Source organism: Pseudomonas sp. NyZ201, from assembly GCF_049860765.1.
Taxonomy (GTDB): Bacteria; Pseudomonadota; Gammaproteobacteria; order Pseudomonadales; family Pseudomonadaceae; genus Aquipseudomonas; species Aquipseudomonas bharatica.
Genome location: NZ_CP187557.1, coordinates 5513685 through 5526686, shown reverse-complemented (window position 1 = coordinate 5526686; position 13002 = coordinate 5513685). Strand labels below are relative to the sequence as shown.

Genomic DNA, 13002 nt, shown 5'->3' with positions numbered 1-13002 from the left:
TTTCAGCGTCTGTGCGCCCGCGCGCAAGGCATCGAGCCTGTGCGTCGGCGGTGGTGGAGTGAGTTGTGAACAAGCGTTTTCTCGTGGGTGTGCTGTTCGTCGTTTCCGTGGTCGGTTTCTCGCTGGGGGCGACCTTGCCGCTGGTGTCCCTGCGTTTGCTGCAGGCCGGTGCCAGCAGCCTGCAGATCGGCATTCTTTCGGCGATGCCGGCTGCCGGCATGATGCTCTCGGCGTTTCTCGTCGATGCCTGTTGCCGGCACCTGACCCGGCGCACTATCTACCTGCTCAGCTTCAGTGTCTGTGCCCTCAGCGTCGGCCTGATCGAGTGGGCGTTTTCCTCGATCTACCTGTTGGCCGGACTGCGCCTGGCACTGGGCCTGGGCATGGGCGTGGCGATCATCCTGGGTGAATCCTGGGTCAACGAACTGAGCGAGGAGCACAACCGCGGCAAGATCATGGCCCTATACGCTACCGCCTTCACCGGCTGCCAGATGCTCGGCCCGGCCATGCTCTCGCTGCTCGGGGCCGAGGGGCCGTGGCTGGTGCTGATGGTGTCGGTGGGCTATGCGCTGGCGCTGGCCTGCATCGTCTGGACGGTGCCCAACGACTACGTCGAACATGGTGAGGACGGCGAAAAGAGTTTCTCCCTGGCCGGCTTCTTCCGCGTCGCCCCGGCGCTGTGCATGGGCGTGCTGTTCTTCTCTTTCTTCGACGCGGTGATCCTCTCGCTGCTGCCGGTCTACGCCACCCACCACGCCTACGCGGTCGGCGTCGCGGCGCTGATGGTCACGGTGATCCTCACCGGCGACATGCTGTTCCAGTTGCCCATCGGCTGGCTCGCCGACCGCTGCGAGCGAACCACGGTGCACCTGGTGTGTGGCGTGCTGGCGATGCTGATCGGCCTGGCCCTGCCGTGGCTGATCCAGGTGCCATGGCTGCTCTGGCCGGCGCTGGTGCTGCTCGGGGCGGTGGCGGGCGGGGTATATACCCTGGCGCTGGTGCTGATCGGGCAGCAATTCAAGGGGCAGGACCTGGTCACGGCCAATGCCAGTGTCGGCCTGTTATGGGGCGTGGGCAGCCTGGTCGGGCCGCTGGTCAGTGGCGCGGCGATGGACGTGGCGCCGGAAGGGTTGCCGATGGCACTGGCGGTGATGGCAGCGTTGTTCGTGTGCTTTGCGCAGTCGGCGAGCCGGAGGGTGTGGCGGGTTTCGGCGGTGGAGTAACGTTAACCCGCACGCTTATAAGGTGTCGTATTCAGCTACGAAAAACCGGACATTTCCGTCTTTTGTGTAGGCAATTTCCCAAGCATACTTCCGCGCCTGATTGTCCGTTGCGCTCTTGGAGATCAGTGCCTAGTCTTCGGCGGTCGTTGCGAGAGTGACGACCGGCTTTGACAGGCCGAGGAATACTTCAGTTGACGCAAACGGTCGTTATGGCGGCTGTGCGTGTGGGCACCTGCGGGTGCGCCGGGTTAATTCTCCTGAAGTCCCTGGTCTGTCAACCCACGCACAGTTGCCACCCTCTCGTTTGACAGCGAGCCGATGGCAGCCCCGATGACTTCAGGAGATGCCCATGAAAAAGCTCGTCCCCGACCCACCCCCGGACCTTTGCATTCGCGAAGGACTATCCCTCGACGAGGCGCTGTACCTCGCGCGCCAGCATTTGACCAGAGCCATCGATAACGCCCACGAGGCAGCGGAAGACGCGCCGCTCAAGCAGGAAACCCTGATTGGCGATGCCGTATTGCAGATAAGGATTGGATTGGCGTTGTTGAAGGTCTGTGCGAACCACCGGGCGGTGGTTGTCTGAGTTGAGGCCGCCTCGCAATCGCTGGCTGGCATGGCCCCTGTGGGAGCTGGCTTGCCAGCGATAGCGGCGGACCTGACAGCATCGGTGCACGTGCCGGCCAAATCGCTGGCAAGCCAGCTCCCACAGGGGCTGTGTGCATCCTGTAAATCATATTCCAGGCGAGAGATTGCCCAGAAGCAGATCCAGCGTCGCGTCGGCCTGCTCCAACCGCGTTTCACCCTCCTCCCCGGCAGCAATCCACAATACCGCCTCCGTCAGGCTGCCATGGACCATCCGCGCCAACGCCTCGGCATCTACTCCGACAATCGCACTCCGCTCGATCAGCCCGCGCATCGAGGCGATGCAGTGCTGTTCCTCGGCCATCGGCACCCCACCCAGCACCGCCCGCGCATCCCGCAGCACGATGCGCTGGATCTCCGGTTCCAGCGCCATCCGCAGGTACGCCCGGCATCTCTCGCGAAAGCCTTCCCACGGCGTATCCGCCCGCTCTGAAATCGCCCTCAGCCGCTCATCCATTTCCCCGTCGATCTGCGCCACCACTGCCGCCAGCAAGCCCTGCTTGTCGCCGAAGTGGTGATACAGCGCACCCCGGGTCAGCCCGGCGCGGGCGGTGAGGTCGTCCATCGAAGCGTCGGCATAACCGGTTGCAGTGAAGACCTGGCGGGCCACGGCCAGCAAAGTGGCGCGGGTTGCTTCCATTTCGGCGCGGGTGCGGCGGGCCATTGGCTAACTCCATGGGGGTTTACATACGCGACGTATGTAAATAGGCTTTTAAACATACGAGCTGTATGTATCTTCCCCGCATGCCTGCCTGAAGGCAAGCGGACAGGCCAAGGAGCGCAAAATGGCTAACCCTTATCGATCACTGTTCGACCTTCCCGGCACCCGCGGTTTCGCCCTGGCTGGATTGCTGGCGCGGCTGCCATTGCCGATGACCGGAATCGGCATCATTACCCTGGTTTCCCAGTTGCGCGGCAGTTATGCGTTGGCCGGCGCGCTGGCCGCGACCTTCGTGATGACCTATGCGCTGCTGTCGCCGCAGATCTCGCGGTGGGTGGATCGCCAGGGGCAATCCCGGGTGTTGCCCTTGGTGACGCTGGTCAGCGTTAGCGGATCGGCCTTGCTGCTGGCCGGGACCTGGTGGCCGCTGGGGGATTGGAGCCTGTTCCTCGGCGCATTGCTGGCCGGCGCCATGCCCAGCCTGTCGGCAATGGTGCGGGCGCGCTGGACCGTGCTCTATCGCGGCCGAGCGGAGTTGCAGACCGCCTATTCGCTGGAAACGGTGCTGGATGAACTGACCTTCATCGTCGGGCCGCCGTTGTCGGTGGGTCTCTGTGTGGCGCTGTTTCCCCAGGCCGGGCCGTTGCTGGCGGCGCTATTACTGACGCTCGGCGTAAGCGCGCTGGTGCTGCAGCGAGGCAGCGAGCCGCCGGTCCTGGCTCCCGGGCAGGGCGAGCGTGCTTCGCTGATCCGTGTTGCCGAGGTTCGCCTGCTGACCCTGTTGATGATGGCGATGGGGGTGATCGTCGGCACCGTGGATATCGCCAGCGTGGCCTTCGCCAGTGGGCGCGGGCAAGCGGGGGCGGCGAGCCTGGTGTTGTCGGCGTATGCACTGGGGTCGTGCCTGGCGGGGTTGGTGTTCGGTGCGTTGAAGTTGAACCAGCCTTTGCCGCGGTTGCTGTTGATCGGAGCCCTGGCGACGGCGGCGAGCACCTTGCCGGTGTGGTTCGCCGGGTCGATTCCGGGCCTGGCGCTGGCGGTGTTCATTGCCGGACTGTCTTTCGCACCGACCATGATCGTGGCGATGTCGCTGATCGAGCGCAGTGTGCCGGAGCAGCGCTTGACCGAAGGTATGACCTGGTTGCTGGCGGGGTTGAATATCGGCGTGGCAATGGGCGCGGCGCTGGCGGGGCAGTGGGTGGATCTGGGAGGGGCAGGGTTCGAGGTGGCGGTGGTGGCGGGAGGGATCGTGGTGCTGGTGGGCGGGTGGGGATTCAGGCGGTTGGGTGGTCGAACTTGAGGGCCCTATCGCTGGCAAGCCAGCTCCCACAGGTCCTGTGGGAGCTGGCTTGCCAGCGATTAGGCCATCAGCAACAACACAAGTCCAGGAGCTCAGACGTGCTGCAGAATCGCCCCGATCAACCCCGGGAAACGCCCGTCCAGCGCCTCGATGCGCAGGGAGTTCATGTGCGTGGTGCCCACCGCGCGCGTTTGCACCAGCCCCGCATCGCGCAATACCCGGAAGTGGTGGGACATGCTCGACTTCGGCCGCCCTCCGTCCAGGTCGCCGCAACTGGCTTCGGTGCAGTTGGCCAGGGTCCGGACGATTTCCATGCGCACGGGATCGCTCAGCGCGTAGAGCACGCGCTCGAGGACGAAGTCTTGTGGGTCTGGATGTTTGTAGGCACGCATGGGGCGGATCATACCGGAGGCTTCACTAAATGCCAAAGTTCGAATACTATCGAACAATCGTAACTATCCATGTCCTCTCCCAGGAGCTTCCGCATGACTGCACTTTTCCAGCCTTTCACCCTCAAGGACGTCACCCTGCGCAACCGCATCGCCATTCCTCCGATGTGCCAGTACATGGCCGAGGATGGCGTTATCAACGACTGGCATCAGGTTCATTACGCCAGCATGGCACGTGGCGGCGCTGGCCTTGTCGTGGTGGAAGCCACGGCGGTCGCTCCTGAAGGCCGCATCACCCCGGGCTGTGCCGGGATCTGGAGCGATGCCCATGCCCAGGCCTTCGTGCCGGTGGTCAAGGCGATCAAGGCGGCAGGCTCGGTGCCGGGCATCCAGATCGCCCACGCCGGGCGCAAGGCCAGCGCCAACCGCCCATGGGAAGGTGACGACCATATGGCCGAGTCCGACGCCCGCGGCTGGCAGACCATCGCCCCGTCCGCCATTGCTTTCGGTCATCATCTGCCGAAAACCCCGCGTGAAATGACCCTCGACGATATCGCCCGGGTCCGCCAGGACTTCGTCGATGCCGCGCGCCGTGCCCGCGACGCCGGCTTCGAGTGGATCGAACTGCACTTCGCCCATGGCTACCTGGCCCAGAGCTTCTTCTCCGAGCACTCCAACCAGCGCACCGATGCCTATGGCGGCAGCTTCGACAACCGCAGCCGTTTCCTTCTGGAAACCCTGGCCGCCGTGCGTGAAGTCTGGCCCGAGCACCTGCCGCTGACTGCCCGTTTCGGGGTGATCGAATACGACGGCCGCGACGAGCAGACCCTCGCCGAGTCCATCGAACTGGCCCGTCGTTTCAAGGCCGGTGGCCTGGACCTGCTGAGCGTCAGTGTCGGCTTCACCATCGCTGAAACCAACATTCCGTGGGGCCCGGCCTTCCTCGGTGAAGTATCGCGCCGGGTGCGTGACGAGGCCGGTATCCCGGTGACCTCGGCCTGGGGCTTCGGTACCCCGCAACTGGCGGAAGAAGCGGTCAGCTCGCGGCAACTGGATATCGTCTCGGTGGGCCGCGCCCATCTGGCGGATCCGCATTGGGCGTACTTCGCGGCCAAGGAGCTGGGTATGGACAAAGCCTCGTGGACCCTGCCGGCGCCTTATGCGCACTGGCTGGAACGCTATCGCTGATCACGGTTGGTGCAACCGCTCTAACCTAGGCAGCTAAGCGTCCTGTGTGGGGTTTACCCGCGATTTGCTGTAGTGAATTCACTATAGCCATCGCGGGTAAACCCGCTCCCACAGGGTGCGCGTTGTGCCTTGGAGCTGTTCTCTGTGCGACAGCGCAGCCCGAAAAGGCTGGGCGGAGTCCCACAAGTATTCGTCAGTCCACCTCGACCAGGGGAATGGTCGTCACGGCGTGCTGGTGCTGCAGATAGCTACAGATCTCCAGGTTCAGCCGCACAAACTCATCCCAACTGTAGTCACGGGCATAACGCTCGGTGAACTGCAGGTCCACCCGACAGATATCCGGGCGGTCCTGGTAGATCCCGCACCCCTTGCTGTTGGCGTCGTAGTGCCGGCAGGTGCCGTCGCCACGGTCGAGGAAACGGGTTTCATCGGCCATGTCCACGTGCTGGCAGCACAAGCCGCACTGGGTGCAGGGGAAGGGCGAGGTGATCTGGCAAGGCATGGCGGTCGCTCGAAGTGGCCCGCGCCAGGCGCGGGCCATTGCCTTACGCGACAGGTGCGTCGAGGCTGGCTTTCTGTCCGCTGGCTACCGCGGCGACATCCTTGATGCGCTTCTCGGTCGACAGCACCAGGTTGCCGGCTTCGTCGAGGATGGCGGTGTCGATCATCGCCTTGATCAGCTGGGCGAACTTGACCGCGCGGAACACCACTTTCTTGCTTTCTTCAGAGAAGGTGCGGTAGTCGACGCCGTTGTTCTCGATCACCTTCTTCAGCTCGCTGACGCTACGCCGCAACTGCGAGCTGATGTTGGAGAAGGTGGTGTTGGCCAGCGAGGTCACCGCATCGATGGCTTGCAGCTTGCCGGCCATCAGCTTGGCCTGCTCGTGGATGGTCCGGGCCTGTTCCATGTTGCTGCGCGCAGTGTTCAGGGCTTCCTCGCCCTTGCTGCCGAGCACGTGGCCGAAGATCGCCAGGGCCGGGCCGGCGACGATGCCGCCCAGTACCATCATGCCGCCGGCCATGCCGTAGCCACCGGCCGCCAGCGACCCGCCGCCCAGCCAGGCCAGGGTGGCGTTGGTCGCGGCTACGCCGCCCAGGGAGGAGATGGCGGTGCCGGTGCTCGCCGTGGCCAGCAGCATGGTGCCGTTGTAGGCGCCGAAGGCCAGTGCCGCGCCACCGGTCATGCCGGCGCCGAGGCCAAGGCCGGCGTCCTTGAGGGCCTGGTAGTCCTGGCGCAGGCCGGCCAGGGTCTTGCCGGTGAAGTCGCCAGCGTTGAGCTTGTCCAGTTCCGGGCTCTGGCTGAGCTCGACGTTCTTCAGGCGTTCGAAGGTTTCGATGAACTCGTCGACCACGCCGTTGAAGGCACGCAGCTTGCGCTGGCCGTAGTCTTCCAGGGTGGCGTTGGTCTTGGTGCGCTGCTCCTCGACCTTGGCGTTGGCGGCATCGACCATCGAGCCGGCACTGGCATTGAGGTCCTTGGCTTCGCTGTGGTCCATGGCGCCGCTGACGCCTTTGACCGCGCCGTAGATGCCGGCCGCCGCAGCGACCGCACCGATGATGAGTGGAATTGGCATGGGCTCGTGTCCTTATTCGAGAATGAGCGAGATGGTTTTGCTGACTTCACGGTTCATGGTTTCGGCACGTTCCAGGAGGTCGTCGAAGATGAAGTCTTCCAGCTTGTGGTGCAGTTGGAACTCCTTGAGCAGGGCCCATTCCACGCTGGAAATGTGGCCGTCGCGCAGGGCCACCAGGAACAGTTCGAACAGCACCACCTTCGATGTGGACGGCAGTTCGAACCTGGTCGCATTGAGCAGCTCGCGCAGTACGCTGGTGGCGGCCTGGACGCGATATTCCGGTTTCTCGGCGACGATCATCGGCAGCTTCTTCAGCGCATCGATCAGGCGCCGTTCCACGTTGCAGGACGAGGAGAAGAAGCTGTCGAAGGCCGAAGCACTGCCGGTGGACTGCACCAGTTCCTCGATCAGCTCGCGTTCGGCGTCGCCGGTGACGATGGTCAGGGCGTCGAGGTTGCTGCTGGAGGTGAGCTGGTCACGGGTCTTGCCATCCCAGCGCAGCGGCTTGTCGGCGATGGCGAGCAGTTTCGCCAGGTCGATGAGGTGTTGCTTGTCCGATCGGGACAGGAATTTCATGAGCATTGCATAGGGTCCTTTTTCCGGGAGCAGGCGTAGGGTCAGAGCACCAGAGGGGCATCGCTGTCCATGAAGGTGTCGAATTCGCTCTGCGAGCTGAACTCCAGCTGTTTGCCCAACAGGGTGGCGTACTGGTTGATGGCGACGGCGAAGGCATCGCTGTCCGCGCCGTTCACCGCGACGAACAGCTGCGCGGTTTCCGTGCGCAACTGCGGGATCTCGCGGCGGGTGAATTCATCGAGACGGGCTTGTTCCTCGGCGATGCGCTCGCGGGCGGCTTGCTGGATCATCTGCACGCGGGCCAGTTGCCGGCGGGACAATTCCACGTCGCGGGCGGCCTCGAAGGCGCACTGGTAGAAGCTCGACGACAGGGTGTAGCCGATCATGCCGCCGATGGCGGCGCCGACGAAGGGAATCGGCACGGCAATCTGGCCCAGCACCGCCATCATGCTGCTCGACAGCATGCCCGCGCCTTTCTCGCCGAGTTCTTCGAGCAGTTGCGCTTCGCTGATCTCATCCTTGATGTAGCGATGAATGGAGGTCGTCAGCGACAGACAGATGTTCACCACCAGCGCGGGGGCGTTGGTGCCGGCGAGGGTGCGCAGGGTCTGGCTGCTGGACTGTTGCATGGCGCCCTTGAGCGCCGAGCCGGCGAACGCCGTGCCGTAGCCCAGTGCGGCTGCCTTGGCGGTGTCCAGCACCACGTCCTGTGCGGCCTCGCCCAGTTCCTTGGTGTCCTGGGCCACCTTGAATGCGTTGGTCAGCAAGGAGATGCTGCCGCCGATCAGCGCACCATACTTGGCCCCTTCGACACCGGCGCGGTGGCTGGTACGGGCGATGTCCTTGAGGGTTTCGCGCAGCGGACGCTCGGCGTAGTCGATGGCCTGGGCGGTATCCAGGCCGAGGTCGACGATGTCTTCGTCAGCCAGCTTGTCGAAGCGCTCGGCGCGCTCGCGGAACTTGGCGGCCACTTCGGGCTTGCCTTCGCTATCGAGCTTGTCGGCGCGGTTTCGCAGGTTCTGCGCACGGGTACGGCAGTAGGTCTTGGCTTCCTCCACCTGTTCGGTGGGCAGTTCGAGCTTCTTGCCGAAGTACTTGCTGTACTTGTGGTCCTCGTGGCTGACCTGGTTGGCCACCCGGTTGCCGTTGGCCTCGACCTTGGTCTGGGCTTCGTAGACGATCTCGCCGTCCTTCACCCGGACCCGGTCCACCGCCTGGCGGTACTTGCCGTCGGTCTCGATGCCATAGTGCTTGAGATCATCGCTGCGAATGCTGCGCTCGCTCGACTTGTTGATGATCGCCTCGGCGTTCTCGCGGCTGGTGCTGGAGACTTCCGCCGCCCAGCCGGCGCGGTGCTTGACCCCGGTGTTCTCCTGGCTGATGCCCTTGAGGCCCTTGCTCAGCTTGACGCCGTATTCGTTGTCGACGCCGGTGTAGGCCTTGACGAATTCGGCGTTGGCGCTGCCGTAGCGCGACACGGTTTCGCTGGCCGACAGCGCGGCGGCGGTGTTGGCCCGGTCGCGGGCGATGGCCTCGCGATCCGCTGGCGCGAGCGGTTGCTCCTCGGCGTCCGCGCTAGGCACGGGGGCAATGTCATTGAAGTTCATGCGCGCTCCTCAAAACGGGTCGCAGGTGGAAGAGGGCTGGCCGGGGTTGGCCGGCGTTGCATACAGGGCGGTGACTTTGTCCAGCTTGTCCTTGATCGCGTCGATCCAGGGTTGCGGCTCGTGCAGGCGGATGCTCTCGCCGAGGCCAAAGACCCACCAGAAGGTTTCCTGGTCGTCCGGTACCGTGGCCTGCAGGCGCTGCCAATCGCTGCCCGCAAGCGGCGTGAGGGACTGTTCGGCGCTCAGCGGGGTTTCGTGCAGCATCCAGGCGATCGACGGCGCGACATCGGCAACCAGGCGCTGTTGGCCGATCTGGCCCTTGTGGTTGAAGCCGCTGCGGATGAAGGTGTCCAGCTCGAAGCCGGGCGGCTCGACACAGGCCTGGTCCAGACAGGTCGCCTGCTGGATGCGGTGCATCGCGAACTGGCGCACGTCGCTGTAGCCTTCGACCCGGCCGACCAGGTAGCTGACCGCATGGCGCGACACGATGCCGCTGGGGTGAATGCGCAGGGCCTTGTGCTCGGCCTTGCTGCGGCTGTGGTAGCGGATGTCCAGTTGCCGCGTTTCGAGCACTGCCATGGCCACCTCGCTCCACACCGTGGCTTCCACGGCTGCCGGCAGCAGGGCCTTGCCGTTCGGGATCACCCGCACGCGCCCGGGCCAGTTGGCCAGGGGGTTGTGCTCCAGGCCCTGCAATTGCCGGTGGGCCAGGTCGAAGTGCGGCGCGAGCAGCTCAAGGATGCTCGGCGGCAACACCTTGTTCAGGTGGCTTTGCGCGAGGGCAAAGGCCAGTGCCGTCGGGGTGTCCAGCGCCGGGAAATCGAAGCGCGGCATGTCGCTGGGAAAGCTCCAGCGAAACGGCTTGCGGCTTTCATCGCAGTCGAGGGGGAAGTCCAGGCCCAGGCGTCCGATCAGGTCGCGTTGCAGGGTTCGCTGGTCGATATCGAAATTTTCGGCCTTGAGCTTTTTCAGCAGCTCGGTGGTGGAGATGCTTTTCGGCGCACGGGGAATCAGGCGTAGCAATGCCAAATGCCTGAACAACCGGTCCTTGGGATCTGACATGGGGGAAGAATCCGATCTGCCTTGAAAGTTCGCGGGTGCGACGAACATTCCTTCGTGGCCTTTTAACATCATCTTGTGCACTCCGCCAATAGTTCATCCGTCGAAGGTTCAGGCTGCGCCGTGTTGCCCGGCGCCATTGCGGGACTTTTCCCGCTCCAGTTCCTTTTCCAGCTCGCTGAAGGCCTGGCGGTTTTTCATGGTGATCACGCCGATGACCACGCCGAGGGTGAAGCAGATCAGTTCTTTCATGACGGTTCGCTCGTTGACCGGGGTTGAGGCGATCATCCGGCGGGGCTGCGACAGCCTGCGTCGCACCTTGCAAAAAAAGCGAAAAAAAGCCCCGACCGGACCACCCGGCTTTGCGCACGACGCACCGCAGTTTTGCCCTGTGGACGGATTCCGTGGTGGCGCCAGGCCCTCTACTCTGGTGCCATTCCGTTCAGCCCTTTCGATGAGGTCCGCCATGTCCCTTGGCAATCCTGTCACTGCCGAGTCCCGCTCGGCATTGGTGACACCCACGCTGTCCAGTTCCCTGGTGATCTTCCTGGCCATCTGCTGTGGCGCGGTGGTCGCCAACCTGTATTACGCCCAGCCGATCGTCGAACTGATCGCCCCGTCGATCGGCCTGTCCAGCGCCAATGCCAGCCTGATCGTGTCGCTGACCCAGTTCGGCTATGCGATCGGCCTGCTGTTCCTCGTGCCGCTGGCCGACCTGCTTGAGAATCGCCGCCTGCTGGTGGGCTTCACCCTCGCGGCGGCCGTGTGTTTGGCGGGCGCAGCGCTGAGCACCACGCCATCGCTGTTCCTGATCAGTTCCTTGCTGATCGGCCTGACGTCGGTGGCGGTGCAGATCCTCGTGCCGCTGGCTGCGCATATGGCGCCGGAAGCCTCTCGCGGACGGGTGGTCGGCAATATCATGAGCGGCCTGCTGCTGGGCATCCTGCTGTCGCGGCCGATCTCCAGCACCCTGGCCGAAGCGTTCGGCTGGCGCGGGGTATTCTTCGGCGCTGCTGGCCTGATGGCGTTCATGGCCGTGGTCATGGGCCTGCTGTTGCCGCGCCGGGTGCCGACGCACCAGGCCAGCTACGCGCAACTGATCGGCTCGGTGTTCACCCTGGCCCGGCGTTACGCGGTGCTGCGCGAGCGCTCGCTGTACCAGGGCTTGTTGTTCGCCGCGTTCAGCAGCTTCTGGACCATCGCTCCGATCGAACTGGTGCGGCATTACGGCTTCAGCCAGACCGAAGTGGCGATCTTCGCCCTGGTTGGCGCGGTGGGTGCGATCGCGGCGCCGATCGCCGGGCGCCTGGCCGACGCCGGACATGGCGTGCGCGGCACCCTGGCGGCCTTGCTGCTGGCGCCGCTGTCGCTGATCGCCGGTTCGCTGTCCGGGGCTGGCTGGTTGTGGATGGTGGTCACGGCGGTGGCCCTGGACTTTGCCGTGCAACTGAACATGGTGCTTGGCCAGCGCGAAATCTATGCCCTGGATCCGCACAGCCGGGCCCGGCTGAATGCGGTGTACATGACCAGCATCTTCGTGGGCGGCGCCCTGGGCTCGCTGATCGCCAGCCCGCTCTACGAGCACGTCGGCTGGCCATTGTTCGCCTGCATGGCGGCCCTGCCACCGCTGGCCGCGCTGATCCTGTTCATTCTCCGTCCGCGCGGCTGAGCACGCTCATGCAAGCGCAGCGCGACGCTTTGCGGCACACTGCCCGGTCAGAGACATCAGCCGAAGCCAGGAGCCGGGCCGTGGACAAATTGCAGGCGTTGAGCATGTTCGTCGAAACCGTGCGCTGCGGTGGCTACTCGGCGGCAGCGCGCAAGCTGGGCGTGGCGACCTCTTCGGTGACCCGCCAGGTCGCCGCCCTCGAAGCCCAGCTGGGCACCACGCTGCTCAACCGCACCACCCGCCACAGCAGCCCGACGGTGGCCGGCCAGGATTACTACGACAAGGCCGTGGCCATTCTCGAAGCCCTGGCCGAGGCGGATGGCGCGGTGTTCGATCGTGGCAGCGAAGCGCGAGGGCGGTTGCGGGTGAACGTGCCGGTGGAGTTCGGTCGCCGGGTTATCGCGCCGCACCTGGGGCGTCTGCTGGCGCGGCATCCGGAACTGGAGATCAGCCTGACCCTCAGCGACCAGATGACCGACCTGCTCACCGAGCGGGTCGATTTGTGCGTGAGACTGGGCTCGGCCCTTGGCAGCGAGGACGTGATCAGCAAGCCGATCGGGCGCTTCGAGCGCTGGCTGGTCGCAAGCCCCGCCTATCTGGAGCGAGCCAGCATCCCGCGGCATCCGCTGGATCTGCTGGAGCACCAATGCCTGGTGTTCGATTACGGCCCGGCGTTACAGAACTGGGTGTTCCGTGAAGGGGGTGACAGTATTCCGATCAATGTGCAGGGGCGCTTGCGCAGCAACAACGCCGATGTCCTGCGCGAGGCGGCGATTGCCGAGGGTGGCCTGGCACTGCTGGCGGACTGGTTGGTTGCCGAGGACGTGCGGCGGGGCAGGTTGCTAAGGGTGCTGGAAGGGTTCGAGGCGAGCCCGGGCAGTGCCAGTTGTGCGATCAATGCGCTGTATCTGCCGAGCCATCGGGATTCGAGCCGGATTCGGGCGTTCGTGGGGTTTCTAGAAGAAATCTGCGGCTGAACGCGGACCCTGTGGGAGCTGGCTTGTCGGACCGCCTGCTTAAGCCAGATGTTTCCCACGGTTCAAGCAGAATCTCCTCATTGCTGGGGAAATGCCTCCCAACGAGCATGCACGTCCCTCATTCAAGGAGACGT

At 64.5% G+C, this 13002-nt stretch carries 14 protein-coding genes; 6 read left to right on the top strand and 8 right to left on the bottom strand.

Going from position 1 to position 13002, the window contains the following annotated elements; all coding sequences use genetic code 11:
• The first annotated feature begins 65 nt into the window (after positions 1-65).
• The gene (locus ACPFMA_RS24895) at positions 66-1223 is read left to right on the top strand and encodes an MFS transporter (protein WP_425928958.1); all 1158 of its coding nucleotides are present in this window, start codon (positions 66-68) and stop codon (positions 1221-1223) included.
• Positions 1224-1572: 349 nt separating this feature from the next.
• Positions 1573-1809 carry a hypothetical protein gene (locus tag ACPFMA_RS24890; protein WP_420057602.1) on the top strand — a complete coding sequence of 79 codons (237 nt, stop codon included), beginning with the start codon at positions 1573-1575 and terminating at the stop codon, positions 1807-1809.
• Positions 1810-1956: 147 nt separating this feature from the next.
• Here ACPFMA_RS24890 and ACPFMA_RS24885 read toward each other — a convergent pair whose 3' ends face one another.
• Entirely contained in the window at positions 1957-2532 is a 576-nt protein-coding gene (locus ACPFMA_RS24885) for a TetR/AcrR family transcriptional regulator (RefSeq protein ID WP_064304788.1), read from the bottom strand.
• A gap of 121 nt (positions 2533-2653) precedes the next feature.
• On the opposite strand from ACPFMA_RS24885, the gene ACPFMA_RS24880 reads away from it, so the two are divergent.
• Positions 2654-3829, top strand: a complete 1176-nt coding sequence (locus ACPFMA_RS24880; RefSeq protein ID WP_425928957.1) for an MFS transporter — start codon at positions 2654-2656, stop codon at positions 3827-3829.
• Between the two features lie 92 nt (positions 3830-3921).
• Here ACPFMA_RS24880 and ACPFMA_RS24875 read toward each other — a convergent pair whose 3' ends face one another.
• Positions 3922-4233, bottom strand: a complete 312-nt coding sequence (locus tag ACPFMA_RS24875) for an ArsR/SmtB family transcription factor (RefSeq protein WP_009406529.1) — start codon at positions 4231-4233, stop codon at positions 3922-3924.
• A gap of 81 nt (positions 4234-4314) precedes the next feature.
• Between ACPFMA_RS24875 and ACPFMA_RS24870 the strand changes: the two genes are divergently transcribed.
• Positions 4315-5406 (top strand): NADH:flavin oxidoreductase/NADH oxidase, encoded by a 1092-nt coding sequence (locus tag ACPFMA_RS24870; protein ID WP_425928956.1) that lies wholly within the window; start codon positions 4315-4317, stop codon positions 5404-5406.
• 193 nt (positions 5407-5599) lie between these two features.
• Here ACPFMA_RS24870 and ACPFMA_RS24865 read toward each other — a convergent pair whose 3' ends face one another.
• The 6 genes from ACPFMA_RS24865 to ACPFMA_RS24840 form a co-directional block, all read right to left on the bottom strand.
• The gene (locus tag ACPFMA_RS24865; protein WP_064303591.1) at positions 5600-5908 is read right to left on the bottom strand and encodes a YkgJ family cysteine cluster protein; all 309 of its coding nucleotides are present in this window, start codon (positions 5906-5908) and stop codon (positions 5600-5602) included.
• 43 nt (positions 5909-5951) lie between these two features.
• Positions 5952-6980 (bottom strand): hypothetical protein, encoded by a 1029-nt coding sequence (locus ACPFMA_RS24860; protein ID WP_064303592.1) that lies wholly within the window; start codon positions 6978-6980, stop codon positions 5952-5954.
• A 12-nt stretch (positions 6981-6992) separates the two neighbouring features.
• Complete coding sequence (locus ACPFMA_RS24855; protein WP_064303593.1) at positions 6993-7562, bottom strand: hypothetical protein; 570 nt, start codon at positions 7560-7562, stop codon at positions 6993-6995.
• A gap of 35 nt (positions 7563-7597) precedes the next feature.
• Positions 7598-9163: a hypothetical protein gene (locus ACPFMA_RS24850; RefSeq protein WP_425928955.1), complete on the bottom strand. Its 1566-nt coding sequence runs from the start codon at positions 9161-9163 to the stop codon at positions 7598-7600.
• Between the two features lie 9 nt (positions 9164-9172).
• Positions 9173-10225 (bottom strand): helix-turn-helix transcriptional regulator, encoded by a 1053-nt coding sequence (locus tag ACPFMA_RS24845; protein ID WP_425928954.1) that lies wholly within the window; start codon positions 10223-10225, stop codon positions 9173-9175.
• Positions 10226-10333: 108 nt separating this feature from the next.
• Positions 10334-10474, bottom strand: coding sequence for a hypothetical protein (locus tag ACPFMA_RS24840; RefSeq protein ID WP_425928953.1), 141 nt, complete (start codon positions 10472-10474; stop codon positions 10334-10336).
• A 214-nt stretch (positions 10475-10688) separates the two neighbouring features.
• Here ACPFMA_RS24840 and ACPFMA_RS24835 point away from each other — a divergent pair, with 214 nt between their 5' ends.
• Positions 10689-11891: an MFS transporter gene (locus ACPFMA_RS24835; protein ID WP_425928952.1), complete on the top strand. Its 1203-nt coding sequence runs from the start codon at positions 10689-10691 to the stop codon at positions 11889-11891.
• An 80-nt stretch (positions 11892-11971) separates the two neighbouring features.
• Positions 11972-12868 (top strand): LysR family transcriptional regulator, encoded by an 897-nt coding sequence (locus ACPFMA_RS24830; protein WP_425928951.1) that lies wholly within the window; start codon positions 11972-11974, stop codon positions 12866-12868.
• The last annotated feature ends 134 nt before the right edge of the window (positions 12869-13002 follow it).

Excerpts from the sequence above, each read along its gene's own strand:
- ACPFMA_RS24880 (WP_425928957.1), top strand. The coding sequence starts at position 2,654 with ATGGCTAACCCTTATCGATCACTGTTCGACCTTCCCGGCACCCGCGGT.
- ACPFMA_RS24865 (WP_064303591.1), bottom strand. The coding sequence starts at position 5,908 with ATGCCTTGCCAGATCACCTCGCCCTTCCCCTGCACCCAGTGCGGCTTG.
- ACPFMA_RS24875 (WP_009406529.1), bottom strand. The coding sequence starts at position 4,233 with ATGATCCGCCCCATGCGTGCCTACAAACATCCAGACCCACAAGACTTC.
- ACPFMA_RS24855 (WP_064303593.1), bottom strand. The coding sequence starts at position 7,562 with ATGCTCATGAAATTCCTGTCCCGATCGGACAAGCAACACCTCATCGAC.
- ACPFMA_RS24860 (WP_064303592.1), bottom strand. The coding sequence starts at position 6,980 with ATGCCAATTCCACTCATCATCGGTGCGGTCGCTGCGGCGGCCGGCATC.
- ACPFMA_RS24835 (WP_425928952.1), top strand. The coding sequence starts at position 10,689 with ATGTCCCTTGGCAATCCTGTCACTGCCGAGTCCCGCTCGGCATTGGTG.
- ACPFMA_RS24840 (WP_425928953.1), bottom strand. The coding sequence starts at position 10,474 with ATGAAAGAACTGATCTGCTTCACCCTCGGCGTGGTCATCGGCGTGATC.
- ACPFMA_RS24885 (WP_064304788.1), bottom strand. The coding sequence starts at position 2,532 with ATGGCCCGCCGCACCCGCGCCGAAATGGAAGCAACCCGCGCCACTTTG.
- ACPFMA_RS24845 (WP_425928954.1), bottom strand. The coding sequence starts at position 10,225 with ATGTCAGATCCCAAGGACCGGTTGTTCAGGCATTTGGCATTGCTACGC.
- ACPFMA_RS24850 (WP_425928955.1), bottom strand. The coding sequence starts at position 9,163 with ATGAACTTCAATGACATTGCCCCCGTGCCTAGCGCGGACGCCGAGGAG.
- ACPFMA_RS24870 (WP_425928956.1), top strand. The coding sequence starts at position 4,315 with ATGACTGCACTTTTCCAGCCTTTCACCCTCAAGGACGTCACCCTGCGC.
- ACPFMA_RS24890 (WP_420057602.1), top strand. The coding sequence starts at position 1,573 with ATGAAAAAGCTCGTCCCCGACCCACCCCCGGACCTTTGCATTCGCGAA.